The organism is Sulfitobacter sp. OXR-159 (assembly GCF_034377145.1).
Classification (GTDB): Bacteria; Pseudomonadota; Alphaproteobacteria; order Rhodobacterales; family Rhodobacteraceae; genus Sulfitobacter.
In genome coordinates this window covers 150,875-166,703 of sequence record NZ_CP139709.1, presented here as the reverse complement: position 1 = coordinate 166,703, position 15,829 = coordinate 150,875, and the positions used below count along the sequence as shown (strand labels likewise).

Here is a 15,829-nt window from a genome sequence, read left to right as displayed (position 1 = left end):
CTCCAGCACGAGAAAATTTGCGGAAAATGCGCCAAACATATTTCTCAACACTTCCCGGTATCGGTCTACCTCAACTACGAACGTGCCACCAAGTGGCCTTCGCCCACATTATCTAACGTCACAATATCAGGCGGGTCCCCAACGGCGCGAACCGGGCTCGGCGGATCGCTTGCGGCGAGCACCCGCGCGGGCAGCACGCGGTCAGGATCAGCATGAGGCACGGCTTCGATCAATCGTTGCGTATAGGGGTGGCGCGGATCACCGAAGACCTGCGCACCTGTCCCCATCTCTACGATCTGGCCCAAATACATCACCGCGACCCGGTCCGCGATATTCTCGACCACGGCCATGTCATGGCTGATGAAGAGATAGGACATGCGCATCTCGCGTTTCAACTCGGCCAGCAGGTCTAGCACTGTAGCTTGAACCGATACATCAAGTGCCGAGACGCTTTCGTCTGCGATAATGAGTTTCGGATCCAGTGCGAGCGCGCGCGCGATACAGATACGCTGACGCTGTCCTCCCGAGAACTCATGCGGATAGCGATCAAGCGCGTCCTCGCCCAGGCCCACACGTTCAAATAGCGCGGCAGCCTTCTCGCGACGGCTCGCTGCTGTGCCCACGCCGTGGATCACCAGTGGCTCGCGCACCAAATCACCCGCGGTCATGCGCCCATTCAAAGCGGCCATCGGGTCTTGGAATACCATCTGCAGCTCGCGGCTGATCTGTTTGCGCGTCGCGGCATCATTGCCCAGTGGTTTGCCTTGGAACCGGATCTCGCCACTATGCGGCACCAGACCGGCCAGGGCCCTTGCGATGGTTGATTTGCCACAGCCACTTTCGCCCACAAGGGCAAATGTTTCGCCGGGGTAAATATCAAAGGACACAGATTCAACCGCATGCACCCTCTGCACCACGCGGCCCAATAGCCCACCGTGCAGATCATAGGCCACCCGCGCTTCGCGCAAGCTAACCAAGGGCTCAGCATCCTTATCGGGATGTGCCCCATGCCCCTGCCCCATGCGCGGAACAGCTGCCAGCAACTGGCGAGTATAGGGCTGATCGGGGTTTGAGAAGAGCTTGCGCACGGGCGCGTGCTCCACCATCCGACCGCGCTGCATCACCAGAACGTCATCGGCCATCTCGGCCACCACACCCATGTCGTGGGTAATCAGGATTAGTGCTGTGTTCATATCGCGCGCCAAATCACGCAGAAGGTCGAGCACCTCGCGCTGGACCGTCACATCGAGCGCGGTCGTCGGCTCATCTGCAATCAGAATATCAGGACGCAGGGCGATGGCCATGGCGATCACCACCCGTTGGCGCATGCCGCCCGAAAGCTCATGAGGATATTGCTGCAAGCGGCGCTCTGGCTCGGTCAGACGCACGGCGCGCACGGCTTCAAGTGCGCGTTTACGGGCCTCGGCCTTCGATACGTCTTCATGCGCGCGGATCGCCTCAATCAGTTGCGCACCGATACGCATGACCGGATTGAGTGCGGTCATTGGCTCTTGGAAGATCATCGCGATGCGATTGCCGCGCAGCTGTTTTAGCTTGCCTTCAGCGAGCTTGGTCAGGTCTTGCCCATCGAAATTGATCGCACCGCCCGTGACCCGCACCGCGGGCGGCGGCAGCAGACCCATGATCGCAAGGGAGGTCAGCGATTTGCCCGACCCGCTTTCACCCGCAATCGCCAAGGTCCTGCCCTTATGCAAGGTGAAGGACAGGTCTTGCACAAGTGGCAGCATGCCCTGCTCGGTCCGGACCGAGATCGACAGGCCGTCCACCGTGAGGACCGGTCGGGCCCCCGCGGGGTGCGCCGCGGGGGAGGTTTGCATCGCCGCCATCATTCGAAGACACAGCGTGGGAAATAGAAGGACACGATCCAGTTTGGCATGTCCACGATTTCCGAGATGCGCAGATCGCCACAGGTGGAAACCAGCATATAGGCATCCTCCGGCGCCAAACCCTGCGTGGCGCAGAGCAGGTCGACCATTTGGCTCACTGCATCCCGTGCGCCCGTCATCAGATCCGGCCCGATCCCGGTGGTGACCTCATAGCCTTTGGCGTCAAGGTGGTTGGTCACCGGCCCCGGTGTTGTGAACCGTGGCATCTTAAGTTGTGCATCTTTGACCAGATCAAGCGTCACCGTGGCGTTCATTGGGCTCTCAATGGCGGTGCCGCAGACCTCGCCGTCGCCCTGTGCCGCATGGGTATCGCCGATGGAGAACAATGCGCCCGCCACCTCAACCGGTAGATAGAGCGTGGTGCCTGCTGCCAGATCGCGAATGTCGAGATTACCGCCCACACGCCGCGGCGGCACGATGGAATGCAAACCGTCTTCGGCCAGCGCACAGCCAATGGTGCCCGCAAAGGGTTTAAGCGGTACGCGGCCATGTTTGCCAAAAAGCGCCGGCGCCAGCGTATCGGGGTCATAGTCCCAGATCGTCAGCGCGGGGTCAGTGAATTGATCAGCCAAGAGCCCAAAGCCCGGGATATTGGCGGTCCAGCCAAACCCCGAGGGGGTGAACCCCTCGATGGTAATCTTGAGCGCATCGCCCGGCTCCGCGCCTTCGACATAGATCGGGCCCGAAACCGGGTTGATCTTGCCAAAATCCAGCGTCTCCACGTCCTTAACGGTGCTGTCTTTGGTCAACTGACCGGCAGAGCTGTCATGGCAGTGGAATTCGAGCGTGGACCCAGGGGTCACCGTCTCGGCTGGGACAAGCGCGTTGTCCCAGCCAAAATGGTGATGGCGTCCGTGGATCGTATAGTCAGGACATTTATTGCACATCGTTTACATACACATAGTCATAGTTAACGGGGATCGAGACGGGATCGACGTAGAGCGCATCGGCGCCGCCCATCCGCTCGGACTTCATGGTGTAGCGCTGTTCGTTGAACACCGGCACCCAAGGCGCGTCTTCCATGATCTTCATGTAGACGTCCGACCATTTTTCCAACCGCGCCTCCGCAGCATCGGGATCGGTCATGCTATCGGCCTCGGTGGCCATCGCATCGACCTCTTCGTTGCAGTACCACGACCAGTTCCAACCGCCCTGAACTGCACCAGCACAGCCCAAAATTGGGCCATAGAAGTTCGATGCATCGGGGAAGTCGGCAATCCACGCCATTCCGCCCGACCAGATCATCGGCGCTTGGTCTTCTTCACCGCCCGCAGCAATGACGCTGGCCTGCGCCAGCGATTGGATCGACGCGTCGATACCGATCTTGCTCAAGTCCTGCTGGATCGCCTGTGCGATACGCGGATTGGGGTCCGTGTTCATCACGTAGAGCTCTGTCTCGAACCCATCGGCGAAGCCCGCCTCAGCCAACATCTCTTTGGCTTTTTCCGGGTCATAGGCGTAGCCTTCATAACCTTCTGTATAGCCGGGCATGGAGGGGGGCAGCGGTTGGGTCGCAGGCACGGCGCGACCGTTAATCACTTGCGTGATCCGCTCTTTGTTGATCGCCATGTTCACCGCGCGACGCACATCCGCGTTGTCGAAGGGCGGCATCTTAGTGTTGAGGGTGATATAGCCGGTATGCAACTGGCCTCCTTCAACCACACGGGCCGCCTGCTCAGGATCATTCATGACCTCTTGGAATTTGGCCGGCGGGATGCCATCGCCGGGCACGTCCACTTCGCCGTTCTGAAGGCGCAGAAGTGCCACGATTGGCTCTTGGCCCACTTCAAAGGTCACGCGGTCGAGATAGGGCAGCCCTTCGCGCCAGTAGTCTTCGTTCTTTTCAAATACGAGGCGTTGGCCGATGGTCCACTCCCCCAGCTTAAACGCACCGGTGCCCATCGCGGTCTTGCCGAAATCGGCGCCCGCTTCTTCAACCGCTTCTTTCGCCACCACCGCGGCAAAGTTTAGGCCCATGACATGCAGGAAGGTTGCATCGGGGCGCGACAGAGTAATCTCCACAGTCAGCGGGTCGATGACTTTGACGCCCTCAAGGGTCTCGGTCTCACCGTTAGAGATCGCATCAAAGCCCGCGATGGAGGCAAAGAAACCTGCGCCCGGGCTTTGCGTTTTGGGGTTGGTGACCCGGTCGAGCGAATATTTGACGTCCTCAGCGGTCATCTCGCGGCCGTTGTGGAATTTCACGCCCTCGCGCAGTTTGAAGGTAAAGACCTTACCGTCCTCGGAAATCTCATAGCTCTCCGCCAGACCGGGGCGCAGGTCGGTGGTGCCGGGGGCATAGTCCATCAATCCGTCATAGAGCGATTTAATCATCGACCAGTTCTGCCAGTCATAGCCAATGGCCGGGTCCAGTGTGGCCACATCATCTTTGTAGGTGATCGTGATATTGCCGCCGGCTTTGGCGTTGGGGTCCATGTCGGAATGGCCGTCGGCAAACACCGTGCCCGGCAAGGCAAGCGCTGCGACCAGCGCCGTAGAGGTCAGGAACTTCTTCATTTTCGTCTCTCCTTGTTGGATCGTTTTTTGATTTAAGGTTTAGCGGACCTTGATCCGCGGGTCGGCAAACAGCGTGGCAATGTCGGCCACGAGATTGCCAAGCACGATGGCGCAGGCCGAAACCAGCGTGACGCCCATGATGATTGGAATGTCGACGCGCTGGATCGCTTGCCATGCAAGCTGACCGATGCCGGGCCAACCAAAGACAGATTCAACGATCACGATACCGCCCATAAAGATACCGATATCGATGCCGATCATCGCAATGACGGGCAGGATCGCATTGGGCAGCGCGTGGCGCAGCAGCACCCGCGCCCGCGACAGGCCTTTTGCATGGGCGGTGCGGATGAAGTCTTGGCGCAATACGTCGATCATCGAAGACCGCATCATACGGCTATACCAACCCGAGCCGAGGATACCCAAGGTCAGCGCGGGCAGCACCAGATGCGCGAAGGTGCCGTAGCCGCCGATAGGGAACCAACCCAGTTGGACCGCAAAAACATAAAGCAGCAAAAGCCCTACGACGAACTGCGGCGCGCTCACGCCAATAAAGGACGCGATCATCAGCGTGTTATCGGTGGTGGTGCCTCGGCGCAGGGCCGCGATAATGCCCATGCCCAACCCCAGCACCAGTTCCGCTGAAATCGCGCCGACCATCAACAAGAGCGTTGCAGGCAGACGCGCTGCAATCAGCGCGCTCACCTCGGTTTTCTGCAGGTAAGACCGGCCCAGGTCGAACTGTAGAAGGTCCATCAGGTAGCGCCAGTATTGCACGATGAAGGGCTGATCGAGGCCCAATTGCTCACGGATGTTCGCGACGGTCTGTGCGGTCGCGGACCGTCCGGCGATCTGGCGCACCGGATCGGAGGGCAGCAGATAGAGCAACGCGAAGGTGATGAAGGACACCCCCAGAAGGATCATGGCGGATTGCAGCAAACGGCGGCCGAGGAAATTGATCATTGGTCCTGCCCTCTTTGTGTCGGGTCGAGCACATCGCGGAGCGCATCACCCACAAGGTTGAAAGCCAGCGCCAAAATCACGATGGCCAAACCTGGAAAGAACACGAGCCAAGGCGCGGCCTGGAAATAGGTCTGGTTCTCAAAAATAATGTTGCCCCAGCTCGGTGTGGGCGGCTGCACACCGACCCCGAGATAGCTAAGCGTCGCCTCCAACAGCACAGTGGTGGAGATGCCAAGCGTGCCCCAGACAATGATCATCGGCACCAGATGCGGCAGAATATGGCGAAACAAAATGCGCAGATGCCCCGCGCCCAAAGTCTTTTCTGCGGCAATGAACTCACGCTGCGACAAGGATGACGTCTCGGTATAAATTACCCGCGCGGTCTGCACCCAGTTCACCGTGGCAATCACCAACGCCACGATCCACAACGACGGCTGGAAGATCGCCGCAAGGCAGATCGCCAGCAACAGCGCCGGAAAGGCCATCATCAGGTCCGTAAGCCGCATCAGCGCACTCCCAATGAAGCCGCGGAAATAGCCCGCCGTAATGCCGATCAGGGTTCCGATCACCAGTGCCACCCCATTCGCCACCAGCCCGATAATCAGCGATGTGCGCGCCCCGTATAGGATGCGGGCCAACAGATCGCGCCCCAACAGGTCCGTCCCCAGTGGAAACTGCGCTCCCGGTGGCATCGGCGCGCCCTGTAGCGTCAGCCCGTCAAACATCTGGTCATTGGGCTCATAGGGTGTGAGCCACGGCGCAAAGATCGCCCCAAAGAAGGTCAGCGCAATTAACGCAAGACCAATGAGCGCCAGTTTACGGCGGCGCAGACGGGTCCATACCGAGGGTGCAGCACTGCGCAGGGTGGCAGGTTCAATTGCAGTCACGCAAATTTCCTTCGTCTTTAGCATTTTCGACAATGCGCAGCGCGGCATCCTCAACATTGATGCGCCAAGCCATCGCCATTTGGCGCAGCTGGTCATAAGCGGCGTCTTGGGATTTGCCATGCGCCGACAGCAATGCCACGGCCTGCACCACGGTTTGACGCGCGGATACGCGATGGCGCAGTTGCTTGATCTCAGCGTTCAGGCTTTGGCGCAGTTCAAACGAATGATGCGCCATCAGCAGCGCTGAGAAGGCACCACTTGATCCCACCGGTTTGAGCAGCAATGCATCTGCGCCCATGCGCGCGGCCCATTCAATCCGCCCGGGCGCTTCGGACCCGACGAGGGCGATCATTGGCATCGGGGCTTGGCCCGGCTCCCAAGGAAACTGCGCGTCATAGCCCATGTCTGTATCGTAAAAGACAAAATCCGCCGTAATGGCCCAAGCTGGAAGGTCTGGCCAGGCATGGATAACCCTCAGACCGATCGCCTTGAGTTGGCGCAATAGGGCCGCAGCATGATCGGGCACGGGATGCACGACTAAGGCGCAGGCCTGATCGAGATTGGGGATACCAAGAAGACCCGCCATCAGGACACGACGCTCAGGCGGGGGCGGTCAATACGCGGGTGGCGCGCGGGCCGGGTCAGATAGGGATCAGGCGCCACGTCCGACCAATGGTGCAACACTTTGAAAACCCCATCACGCACCTGTGCCACATCAACCTCAAGCGTGCTGTGATGGGTTGCGGGATCTATTCCAAAAAGATCGCCCTGTTCGGCGATAAAACTTTCAAAGGGTTGTTCGCCTTGGGCCACGAGCATCGCCGCCAAGGTATGCACAGATTGGCGCGAGATATTCTCAAATGAGGAATCCCGTCCCCCCTCGCTTTGAGAGGCACAAAAGTGCGGCCCCACTGACACCAGCCCTTCAGCCGCATCCCCCAAGAGCGGGAGCTCTGCCTCTGTCAGGTTGCACGACACCACCGGGCATTGCTCTGCACAAAAATGCGGATCGCGCCGACCTAGGTCGGCATAGGCGCGCAGAAAAGCATAGGAGCTGGCACCCACCAATGAGTTCAGGATGAACCGGGGCCGCAGGCTTTCGATCTCAGCGATCAACGTCGCGACGTCTTCCTCGCCCAAGGGCAGATAGCGTTCGCCCAGAACCTGCCCGCCGGCGTCTTCAACCCTCATCCGCGCCACACGGCAGGTTTCCCAGCCCCAGATATAGTTCGAGCCGATCAGATACGGCATGGTGTCGAAGTTGCCGAAACACCAGCTTAGCAAAGGCAACAGATGCTGGTTCGCGCAGGCATGATTGTAGATCACCCTGTTTGACGTTTCGAACCCCTCGAAGGGAAGGTTGTACCAAAGCATCGCATTGGTCCGGTCTAGCGTGGGGATTACCTCTTTGCGCGAAGATGAGGTCACACAGCCAAAAACGTGACGCGCTTTTGAACTTTCCAGAATCTCAGCACAAAGCGGTGCATAGCGCTCCAACTGCCCCTTGGGGTCTCGAACAATAGGCTGGAAACGGATGGGATTGGAGGGATCGGCGTTGATCTCCTCAACCCCAGCGAGCGTCCCGCGCAGAACCGCCTGCGATATAGCCGCATAGGTGCCCGAACTTGAATAGAGCACGCCAAGATCAACGCTTCGCTTCACTTTTACCCCAAAAACAAAAAAAGCCCCACGCGCACTGAGAAGTGCGACATGAGGCCCGAATGCCATGCGGATGTATCCGCTTTGTCGACTTGCTATCTTGAAGGGTGCGATATGTCGAGAAAAAAATGGAATTTTGAAACTAAGTTCCACCCCCATGCCCGTTTTGGGTCAATTGTTACCCTATAGGCTCAAAGGATGGGCTTTGCCTTTGACAAGACGCCTAGAGAGCCAATCCCCCTTGCAGATTGCCCGCTTCCAAATCTTGCAAGCCGCGCAAGGCATCTCTCAGTCGCCCTAAGCAAAACAGCCTTAAAACGAATGTCAGCGGGTCGTGGTAAACAGCAGGGACTTCGACAAACATCACCAAACCCCTTGCGCACTGCAGGGTCACGCCTGAGCGCCTCCCTTTATAGTTGAACCCCCAGCGACGAGATGCCACTCAAGACGTCATATACCATTAAAGAAAGACATTAAGATTTATGAAGCCGTTCAGATTTTTGACGCTCGCCTCCTGCCTGGCCACCATGCTGGCCACCGGCGCCCACGCACAGAGCCCCGAAATCAATTTCCTCGGGGCCGGCAAGCAAATCGTATGGTATCAAGATATTGCTCTAACAGAGGTGCAGCAAAGCCAGTTCGACAAAATCAGCAAAGATATCGACTATTTTGGTGGCTTCGCGCTGAACACGGAAAACGGAGCCTGGGGATATACGACCGGCTTCTTCTCGCAAGATCTCGCAGAGCAAGCCGCCGTCAAAATTTGTGAAGGTAACGCAAGAGGCCGGCCCTGCACGCTGGTGGCTGCCGTCTTGCCGGCAACTGTGGCCCCCGGCACAAGGAATGCCTTTGGCTTTAATAAGTACAAAGAAAAGTACTACAAAAGTGAGTTCCTCCCAGAGGTGAAGCGCCAAAAATCAGGCAGATATGCCGCCTTTGCGATCGGCAGCCGCGCCTTAGGCTACGACACCAATGCCAAATCCGCCGATGTCGCAAAGCTTAAAGCGCGTCGAAACTGCGAAAAAGCGGAAGCTTGGAACAGAAAAAAATCTGAGATTTCCGTGAGGAACGCGATCTCAGCGATGGACGGCCAAAAATGCAGAGTGATCGAAGTGATTGGCCCCTCATAAGGGCTTCTGTGGTTGCCGTCCGTGATGCAAGAAGTTTTTCAATCTGCGTGAGTTGGTGATCGAGTGCGAGCTTCTGTCAGGCCTTTGAGTGCGGCGTTACCAGAAGCCGCTGGCCGGGATGGTGATCTGCGGATCGAGGCCAGACCTAAACAACGAGCTTTGACGCTCTTCCCCTTATCCTGGTTTTCCCGATCCAGATCTGTTCGATCATTTTGCCCATTCAGGTCGTTGACTTCTTACACCTCCTTCACCGACGTTGCTCAGCCCTGTGCTACAGTATGGTCATGCAGCGACAGTCTGCGTCGGATCCCGATAACTCTCCTTCGTCATTTGCATTGCCCAGAGGGCGCGGGCCATCTTGTTGGCCAGCGCAACCGCGACCAGCATTTTTGGCTTGCGCGCAAGCATGCGTTCCAGCCAGGACCCTTTGGGTATGGATTTGCGGCCTAACCTGCTCAAGCGTGACATCGCGCCGATGATCAGAAGGCGCCTGATGTCAGACTGTCCTGCCTTCGACATGCGCCCCAGACGGGGTTTGCCGCCGGATGAATGCTGTCGCGGCACGAGTCCCAACCAGGCCGCAAAGTCGCGGCCCCGGGCGAATGTCTCCAGTGGTGGAGCAAACGCCTCAATGGCGAGGGCGCTTAGAGGGCCAACCCCCGGCATCGTCTGAAGACGTTTGGCCGTTTCCGTCTCCGTGGACAACGCTTTGATCCGCTTTAACTTGGCCGCGATCCGTACCGTGGTCTCTTCGATCAGTTCCAAAAGGTCTCGACATTCCTGGCGGACTAGGTCCGGAAGATCGCAATTTGGGTCCTCAAGGATCTCATACCCGCGGCTCACATTCCCGATGCCCTGCGGGATAGTGTGCCCGAACTCGTAGAGGATTGATCGTAGACTGTTTACCAGCTCGGTGCGCTGGTTCACCAAACGCTCCCGGTTCCGGAACAGGATCGCACGGGCCTGTTGTTTCTTGGTCTTGGGCGGAACAAACCTCATCTCCGGCCGCTGCGCGGCGATGACGATAGCTTCAGCATCCGCAGCATCATTCTTCTGGCGTTTCACAAATGGTTTCACATACTGCGGTGCGATCAGTTTCACCTCGTGACCCATCCCGGACAACACTCGCGCCCAGTAGCTGGCACTGCCGCAGGCCTCCATGACGATCACGGCAGGCGGTTGCGTAGAAAGAAACGCGCGAAACTGTGGCCGGGACAGCTTCTTGCGAAATTTCAACTGCCCGGTCATGCTGGCCCCATGAAGATGGAAAACATTCTTCGCCAGGTCCACTCCGATCATTGTATCTATCATTAGCCGTCCTTTCCTTCTTGTGGCTTTGAACACCACGACCTTGGCACATTGCGATGCCGTTTGGGGAGGACGGCAACCACCCCATCTATTCACCCATGGGCAGCCTCGCAGTCTCACAACCTCGCGTGGTGCCTTCGTCTTCGGGGGCCGCAAACTGTGTTACAGAAGGGCTGAATAATGGAAGATGACGACATCGGCGGCGCCGAGCCCTGCCTGGCTCATCTTTTGGTCGACGGGCACCCTGTCGACCCTGAAACACTGCGGGATGTGGCAAGGTTTCGGACAGCAGAACGCGCCCGTTTGATGAAGGCACGGCAGAAACTATCCGTAGCGGAACATGCCGCGGCGTCCGCAAAGTTAACCGCTATGCTAGAGACACGGATCTCTTCGCAGCAAGGCATGAGGATCGCTGTCTACTGGCCAATTCGCGCAGAGCCGGACCTGCGCGATTGGATGGCAAAGGCGCACACCGCCGGTGCCGCTATCCTATTGCCGGTCGTCACGGAAAAACACGCCCCCTTGAGCTTTCGCAGCTGGCAGCCAGGCTGCGCAATGCGCCGCGGTGTCTGGAACATTCCGGTACCCGCAAGCGGCGCGGAAGCGGTGCCGGACGTTGTGATCTCGCCCCTGTTGGGCGTGGACGAAACCTGTTTCCGGCTTGGCAATGGCGGGGGATATTACGACCGAACCTTGGCACGCCTTGATCCCCGACCAAAGGTTATCGGCGTCGGATTTTCCCATTGCCTCATGCCAACAATTTTTCCGATGCCATGGGATATCCCAATGGACAGTGTCATCCTTTCTGATGGAACAGTGTTTGATCGGCCATAGCTTAGCGCAGTTCAAAAGCTGACACTTTTCAACACCAACCCCCTCCTAGCTCTTGCGGTACTGTTACAAAAAATCGAGGCAAATATGATCCGGGTTATTGCGATATTTTTAGCCACCGTGGCCTCTCAGACATGGGCGGAGGGCAGCAGCAACTATTCTGATCCCACCCCCAAAGCCATCGATTGGCTCTTAGCCCATCCCTCCACAGCCCCTCAATTTGACGAAGTTTTTGGGCCGGGTAAGGCTGCAGAATTTCTTTCCAAAAAGGCCGACCCCCTAAAAGAAGTAGCGCCACCAAAGGGTCCATTTGTAATCTCATCCGCAGAAAAAACCCTTTGGATGGCAGACCCAATCTCAGGGCGTGTCCGCTTTTGCACAACAGACGGGCTAAAGAAACCGCCTGTATGCTCGCCTTGGTCCCAATGAAAACCATACTGATAGCCCCTCAGAAAGACGGCAGCAAAAAACCACGCCAGCTGCAACCTGTGCGTCGCCGCCGCTCTGGATAGCAGGCAGGTGCTTTGCCTCGGTCTGGACCGACAAACGTTTGCCAATTGCGAAACACCAAGGCACAAAATACGGCAAAATTACGACACCGTTTCACAGACAGCGACAATCCCCCTACCCTGCTTGACGGGCTTCCTTCAGCAAGGATAGCCTCTCCTTAAAATGTCTTTTCGAAGTGAAAGGCGTCATCGCGGCACTGCTTAAGGGGTTCGCCCTTTCGCAGTCCGGCGGGAGTCCACCCCACGGGCAGAAGGTTTTCGCCCGCTTTGCAGCCCTGGCCGCGACGAGGGAAGTACAATGATCGCAACAGACCGGACCAAGGGACTTCAATGGGATTGCGCCATCGGTTTGACACCCGCAAAAGCCAGCGAAGCCCCCGGACCGAAAGCTGCGCTGGTTCCAGACACGCTGCATGACTGCGACCAGATCGCCGTAATCTATGACAAGGGCCAGGCCCCGCCGCGGATCACCATAGCGCGGGTGTCGAGCTCGGTTCATAAGGTTTTGGCGGACGGGGTCGCCGTGGCGGTGGTCGCGCAGGCCAATGGTTCGGCGCCTTTGGCAAGAGATGTGCTTTTGGTCGAGCGTAGCTGCTAGCGCTTACCGCCCCTAAAACCTCGGGCTGCAATTTTGGATAAAGACTGTAATCCCGTCGGCGAGCCCTGCGATTTACCGCAGTTCCCCTGCGCATCGACCTCCAACTCATATTGCCTCAAGGCGCGCGGATCGTTTTTCTGTGCCACAGCATAGACCGCTATGGGACCGGCGGACAATGCGCGCGCGATCAAGTCAGCATCCGCTTTATCGCCTGCAAGATGCAGTATCAGAGCACCGGTCAGCCAGTTGGCCCGCCGTCAATCGCAGAGGCAAAGTCCCCTTCGCCTTCAGTGTTATCTGCAAGGTCGGAACTGGTGGGCTGCGGTCCAGACATCTCTAATGAACGCAGCAAAGGCAGCATTTCCTCAGGCATATCATTCAGCGCCTCGGCGTCAAAATCGACCCCCCTCACCCATCCCCCTTCCAGGGCCTGCTTTAGAACAGGCACAATCTGCGGCACCAAGGAAGGGACGCAAAGCAGCCTGCACGTGGGGCGCCGCCCCGTCGCTGATGGGGTGGGTCTATTGCCCACCTTCGCAATGCAAAGCTCCAGCCTGGGGGGCCAGCAATAAGAGCCCTCAAAGAACTGTAGCCTCACTTCGGCGCTGCACTCTCTTTTTTGAACTTCCGTCCTGAGATAGTTCAGGAGCCCTGCTCGGCTGTTTGGGGCTGCGGGCCGCCCCACCATGCGTGCAGATCGCTCAACAACTGCATCTGCAGAACCTGCTGTTGGCTGAGGATCTCCAATCTGCGTTCCAATGCCAGCGGAACCTCGCGCCGCTCCGCGTTCATCATGTTTACCGTGCGCTCCAACGCATTGGCGATTTGATCCAGCGCGTCGACCACGCTCTTCAGACGGTCCGTGGTTTCGTCGTAGCTGCCCTCCAAAAGCGCGTGCAGCGGATAGATCAGCCCCGCCAACTCTCTCAGCTGCAATTCTATTTGCTTCATTGGGTCTAAGGGCGTGGGGTGATGTTCCATTGTAAACCTCCAAGGCTTCCTGTGTATGTGCGAGGGTTCTTAAAAGACTGTCGGGAATTGCCGCAGAAATACGCTTCAGCAGCATGCGGGACCGAATGATCCTCACCAACTGCGAGACCCGGGTACTTATCGCCGCGATCAGCCCTTTGGCAGGAAGGGTCTCAACAAGCTGTTTAAAGTCGTCACAGACTCTTCTTGCTGTTGAAGCTGCAGCGTCAAAGCGTCGATCTTCGCGTCCAACGCTTTGTCGCGCGCCAATGCCGTCAAGTTCATCTGCTCCACCATATCGAGCAAAGCGCGTTCCATCGGTGTCAATCTCGAAGTCATGGCGGCTGTCTCCCGTGAGGCTATTCAAATGGTGTTTCATTGGAATCATGAGGGGCTCATCCCCGGGCTTCACGATCTCATAGTGGCTCGCCGCAAAGGTTTTGACGGGCCATCTGTTCACCCCATAGCGGCTCCGATTAAAGGCAGCGCGCCGGTTCCAAAGCCTCTGAACCCGGTCTGGCGCAGTGCGAAGCCTGCGCTGCCGTGCCGCGCGCGCGATCTCGATAGCCTCTTGTCCAGGCGTCGGCGCGCCTTGCCCGAAGCTCTCTTCAAAAACGACGCCCTTCAACTTGAAGCGTGCCGATGGCGCCGCATCCGCAGGCCCAATGGTAACCGACGTAGAGGTTGCCCCATGCAGGATCAGACCCGTATCCTCTAGGCGCGCTTGAAGCCAATTCAGCAGGCTTGAACGATCGGTGATGACGCCCGCCGATGTTTGCTCAAACACCTCTTGCGTGATCTGTTCACGAAGGCCTTCTTTAAGCGGCCCTCCCGCACGACGCGTTTCGGCGGCAACTTTCAGCATCCAATTGGGCAAGACCAGCTCTCTGCGCCGGTCAGGGCATTCTGGCTCCGCCCAATCGAACCGGTGGTTCAGAAGGTCACGGACCGCATCCCAACTCGCATGGGTTTTCTCGGGAGGGGCCGGATTGAAGCCCCGCTGCTTGCCATCAGGCCCCATGATCCAGCGCGGGATCGCAACATTGATTTCCAAAGCGCCTGTATGCGTATGGGTGGTCGCATAGACCGGCGGACGTGCTTGGCGCGGGATGCCGGCAAGCGCCATCTCCAACAAAAGTTTCAGAGCGAGGTCGGCCTTAAAACGCGCGTCAGTGTTCCCCGCATTGAAGGCATCCACATCAATGTCACTGGCCGCAAAGCTCATGACACATGAGGCGTAGCGGTGGACACAGCCGCTAGACCCGATCGCCATGCGCAATTGGGTCGCATCTCCAAACAAGATTTCCGGCGCAGGGCGGCGCCGCACAGGTGCGCGCCGCCCATCGGAAAGGCGTTTGATAACCGTTTCGGCATCCATATAATTGCTCAAGGCACGCGGCCCATCGGCCTTACCTGCGGTGCCGCTGTGAGAGGACCAGGCAATCAGCATGGCGCGGCCTTCGCGTGATCTACGGGGTCCAGCTGCCGCGGCCCTTGCCATGGCATGACCTGGCTTCGGATCAAACGCTCAATCTCCAGCAGTGATGCTGCAATCTCTAGGCGCCCGGCAAGTTCGTCGCACGCCTCCGCAGTCCTGGGCTCTTGAGGGATCGATCTTGCGATCAGTCCCAGCTGCTCAGTGACAACGTTCAAAAGCTGAATGTTGCGACGCCAGTCGCTACGGTTGCTCACCTGGTTCTTTGCATGAAGCGCGACAAGGTAGCGGCTTACTGAAAGGTCAGCCTTCTTCGCTTTGGATTGGATCGACGCACGCTCTGCAGGTGTGACATAGAGCGCATCCCATCGTTGGCGGCGGTCTGAGGGGTCTTTTTGGGGCCGGGGCATGGCGGGTCTTTCTGCTGCGGAATTTGCGTTTTACCCCCGCGGTGCGAGGAGCCTTGCTGCCAGACCTATTCAGCAAGATCGCACTTCCAAAGCACTTACGCCCCATCCCGCCGCACCCTCTGCGCACCTGTCTGCACTTGCAGCGCACCACAAGCGCATCACAAGCGCATTAGCAGTGCCCCACCCCTCAGGTCTATGAATTCAAAGGGGGTTTTCCACAGCTTAATGCATTCAGGCGCATTCTGGTGCTCAAAATTTTCAGCCGATCACCGTATTATGGTGAGGAGAATTTTACGTAGATCGAGCAAATGCCATGACACATATCAACGACGCCGAAATCGCTTGCGGCCTGAAACAGCGGGCCCAAGAGGCCGCAAAATCCCCTGAACGGTCCCTTCTGGAACGCGTTATCGCGCTGCGCAAAACAATCCTGGAATTGCGCGACAAAGGCCATGCCACCAGCCAGATCAAAAAATGGCTTGGCGAGCAACACCTCCATATCGCTGAAGGGACGCTGCGCAATTACATCGCGCGGATCGTTTCGGCTGAACGCCAAGCGCGCGATGAAGGCATTCAGGAGACCAGCGACGCGGATATCCTGCGCATCTGTAAAGGGATCGTACGGGCCAAGATCGCGCCTCCGAACAGCAATGAGCTGCGCGCCGATCATCTCCCCAGCCCCCCTGCCCCGCGCCAAAGCGCGCCCATG

The 15,829-nt window shown here is 58.1% G+C and carries 17 protein-coding genes; 3 read left to right on the top strand and 14 right to left on the bottom strand.

The features are described from left to right. Window positions 1-74 precede the first annotated feature (74 nt). The 8 genes from T8A63_RS19840 to T8A63_RS19805 all read right to left on the bottom strand — a co-directional run bounded on the left by T8A63_RS19840 (window position 75) and on the right by T8A63_RS19805 (window position 8,294). Window positions 75-1,847 (bottom strand): ABC transporter ATP-binding protein, encoded by a 1,773-nt coding sequence (locus T8A63_RS19840; RefSeq protein WP_416153263.1) that lies wholly within the window; start codon window positions 1,845-1,847, stop codon window positions 75-77. Beyond that, on the bottom strand, window positions 1,847-2,794 hold the full coding sequence (locus T8A63_RS19835; protein WP_322346213.1) for an acetamidase/formamidase family protein: 948 nt from the start codon (window positions 2,792-2,794) through the stop codon (window positions 1,847-1,849). The genes T8A63_RS19840 and T8A63_RS19835 overlap by 1 nt, the downstream gene beginning before the upstream one ends. Continuing rightward, the gene (locus tag T8A63_RS19830; RefSeq protein ID WP_322346210.1) at window positions 2,784-4,424 is read right to left on the bottom strand and encodes an ABC transporter substrate-binding protein; all 1,641 of its coding nucleotides are present in this window, start codon (window positions 4,422-4,424) and stop codon (window positions 2,784-2,786) included. Before T8A63_RS19830 ends, T8A63_RS19835 begins: the two co-directional genes overlap by 11 nt. A 39-nt stretch (window positions 4,425-4,463) precedes the next feature. After that, complete coding sequence (locus tag T8A63_RS19825) at window positions 4,464-5,384, bottom strand: ABC transporter permease (RefSeq protein WP_322346209.1); 921 nt, start codon at window positions 5,382-5,384, stop codon at window positions 4,464-4,466. Continuing rightward, complete coding sequence (locus T8A63_RS19820) at window positions 5,381-6,262, bottom strand: ABC transporter permease (RefSeq protein WP_416153262.1); 882 nt, start codon at window positions 6,260-6,262, stop codon at window positions 5,381-5,383. The genes T8A63_RS19825 and T8A63_RS19820 overlap by 4 nt, the downstream gene beginning before the upstream one ends. Beyond that, window positions 6,258-6,857, bottom strand: a complete 600-nt coding sequence (locus T8A63_RS19815; RefSeq protein WP_322346206.1) for an ANTAR domain-containing response regulator — start codon at window positions 6,855-6,857, stop codon at window positions 6,258-6,260. Before T8A63_RS19815 ends, T8A63_RS19820 begins: the two co-directional genes overlap by 5 nt. Then, window positions 6,857-7,933, bottom strand: coding sequence for a transporter substrate-binding protein (locus tag T8A63_RS19810; protein WP_322346204.1), 1,077 nt, complete (start codon window positions 7,931-7,933; stop codon window positions 6,857-6,859). Before T8A63_RS19810 ends, T8A63_RS19815 begins: the two co-directional genes overlap by 1 nt. A gap of 220 nt (window positions 7,934-8,153) precedes the next feature. Continuing rightward, window positions 8,154-8,294 carry a hypothetical protein gene (locus tag T8A63_RS19805; RefSeq protein ID WP_322346203.1) on the bottom strand — a complete coding sequence of 47 codons (141 nt, stop codon included), beginning with the start codon at window positions 8,292-8,294 and terminating at the stop codon, window positions 8,154-8,156. 118 nt (window positions 8,295-8,412) lie between these two features. Here T8A63_RS19805 and T8A63_RS19800 point away from each other — a divergent pair, with 118 nt between their 5' ends. Continuing rightward, the gene (locus T8A63_RS19800) at window positions 8,413-9,060 is read left to right on the top strand and encodes a hypothetical protein (RefSeq protein ID WP_322346201.1); all 648 of its coding nucleotides are present in this window, start codon (window positions 8,413-8,415) and stop codon (window positions 9,058-9,060) included. Window positions 9,061-9,342: 282 nt separating this feature from the next. Here the strand turns inward: T8A63_RS19800 and T8A63_RS19795 are convergent, their stop codons facing one another. Further along, a complete protein-coding gene (locus T8A63_RS19795; protein WP_067629924.1) occupies window positions 9,343-10,371 on the bottom strand; it encodes an IS110 family transposase in 1,029 nt (342 codons plus the stop codon). A gap of 177 nt (window positions 10,372-10,548) precedes the next feature. Between T8A63_RS19795 and T8A63_RS19790 the strand changes: the two genes are divergently transcribed. Continuing rightward, window positions 10,549-11,202: a 5-formyltetrahydrofolate cyclo-ligase gene (locus T8A63_RS19790; RefSeq protein ID WP_322346199.1), complete on the top strand. Its 654-nt coding sequence runs from the start codon at window positions 10,549-10,551 to the stop codon at window positions 11,200-11,202. An 804-nt stretch (window positions 11,203-12,006) separates the two neighbouring features. Beyond that, window positions 12,007-12,306, top strand: a complete 300-nt coding sequence (locus tag T8A63_RS19785) for a hypothetical protein (protein ID WP_322346198.1) — start codon at window positions 12,007-12,009, stop codon at window positions 12,304-12,306. Between the two features lie 238 nt (window positions 12,307-12,544). Here the strand turns inward: T8A63_RS19785 and T8A63_RS19780 are convergent, their stop codons facing one another. The 5 genes from T8A63_RS19780 to T8A63_RS19760 form a co-directional block, all read right to left on the bottom strand. Then, a complete protein-coding gene (locus tag T8A63_RS19780) occupies window positions 12,545-12,718 on the bottom strand; it encodes a hypothetical protein (RefSeq protein WP_322346196.1) in 174 nt (57 codons plus the stop codon). Between the two features lie 230 nt (window positions 12,719-12,948). Beyond that, a complete protein-coding gene (locus T8A63_RS19775) occupies window positions 12,949-13,287 on the bottom strand; it encodes a hypothetical protein (RefSeq protein ID WP_322346194.1) in 339 nt (112 codons plus the stop codon). A 138-nt stretch (window positions 13,288-13,425) separates the two neighbouring features. Next, window positions 13,426-13,614: a hypothetical protein gene (locus T8A63_RS19770; RefSeq protein ID WP_322346191.1), complete on the bottom strand. Its 189-nt coding sequence runs from the start codon at window positions 13,612-13,614 to the stop codon at window positions 13,426-13,428. A gap of 1,104 nt (window positions 13,615-14,718) precedes the next feature. After that, window positions 14,719-15,120, bottom strand: a complete 402-nt coding sequence (locus T8A63_RS19765) for a plasmid mobilization protein (RefSeq protein WP_322346189.1) — start codon at window positions 15,118-15,120, stop codon at window positions 14,719-14,721. A gap of 274 nt (window positions 15,121-15,394) precedes the next feature. Continuing rightward, the gene (locus T8A63_RS19760; protein WP_322346188.1) at window positions 15,395-15,790 is read right to left on the bottom strand and encodes a hypothetical protein; all 396 of its coding nucleotides are present in this window, start codon (window positions 15,788-15,790) and stop codon (window positions 15,395-15,397) included. Window positions 15,791-15,829 lie beyond the last annotated feature (39 nt).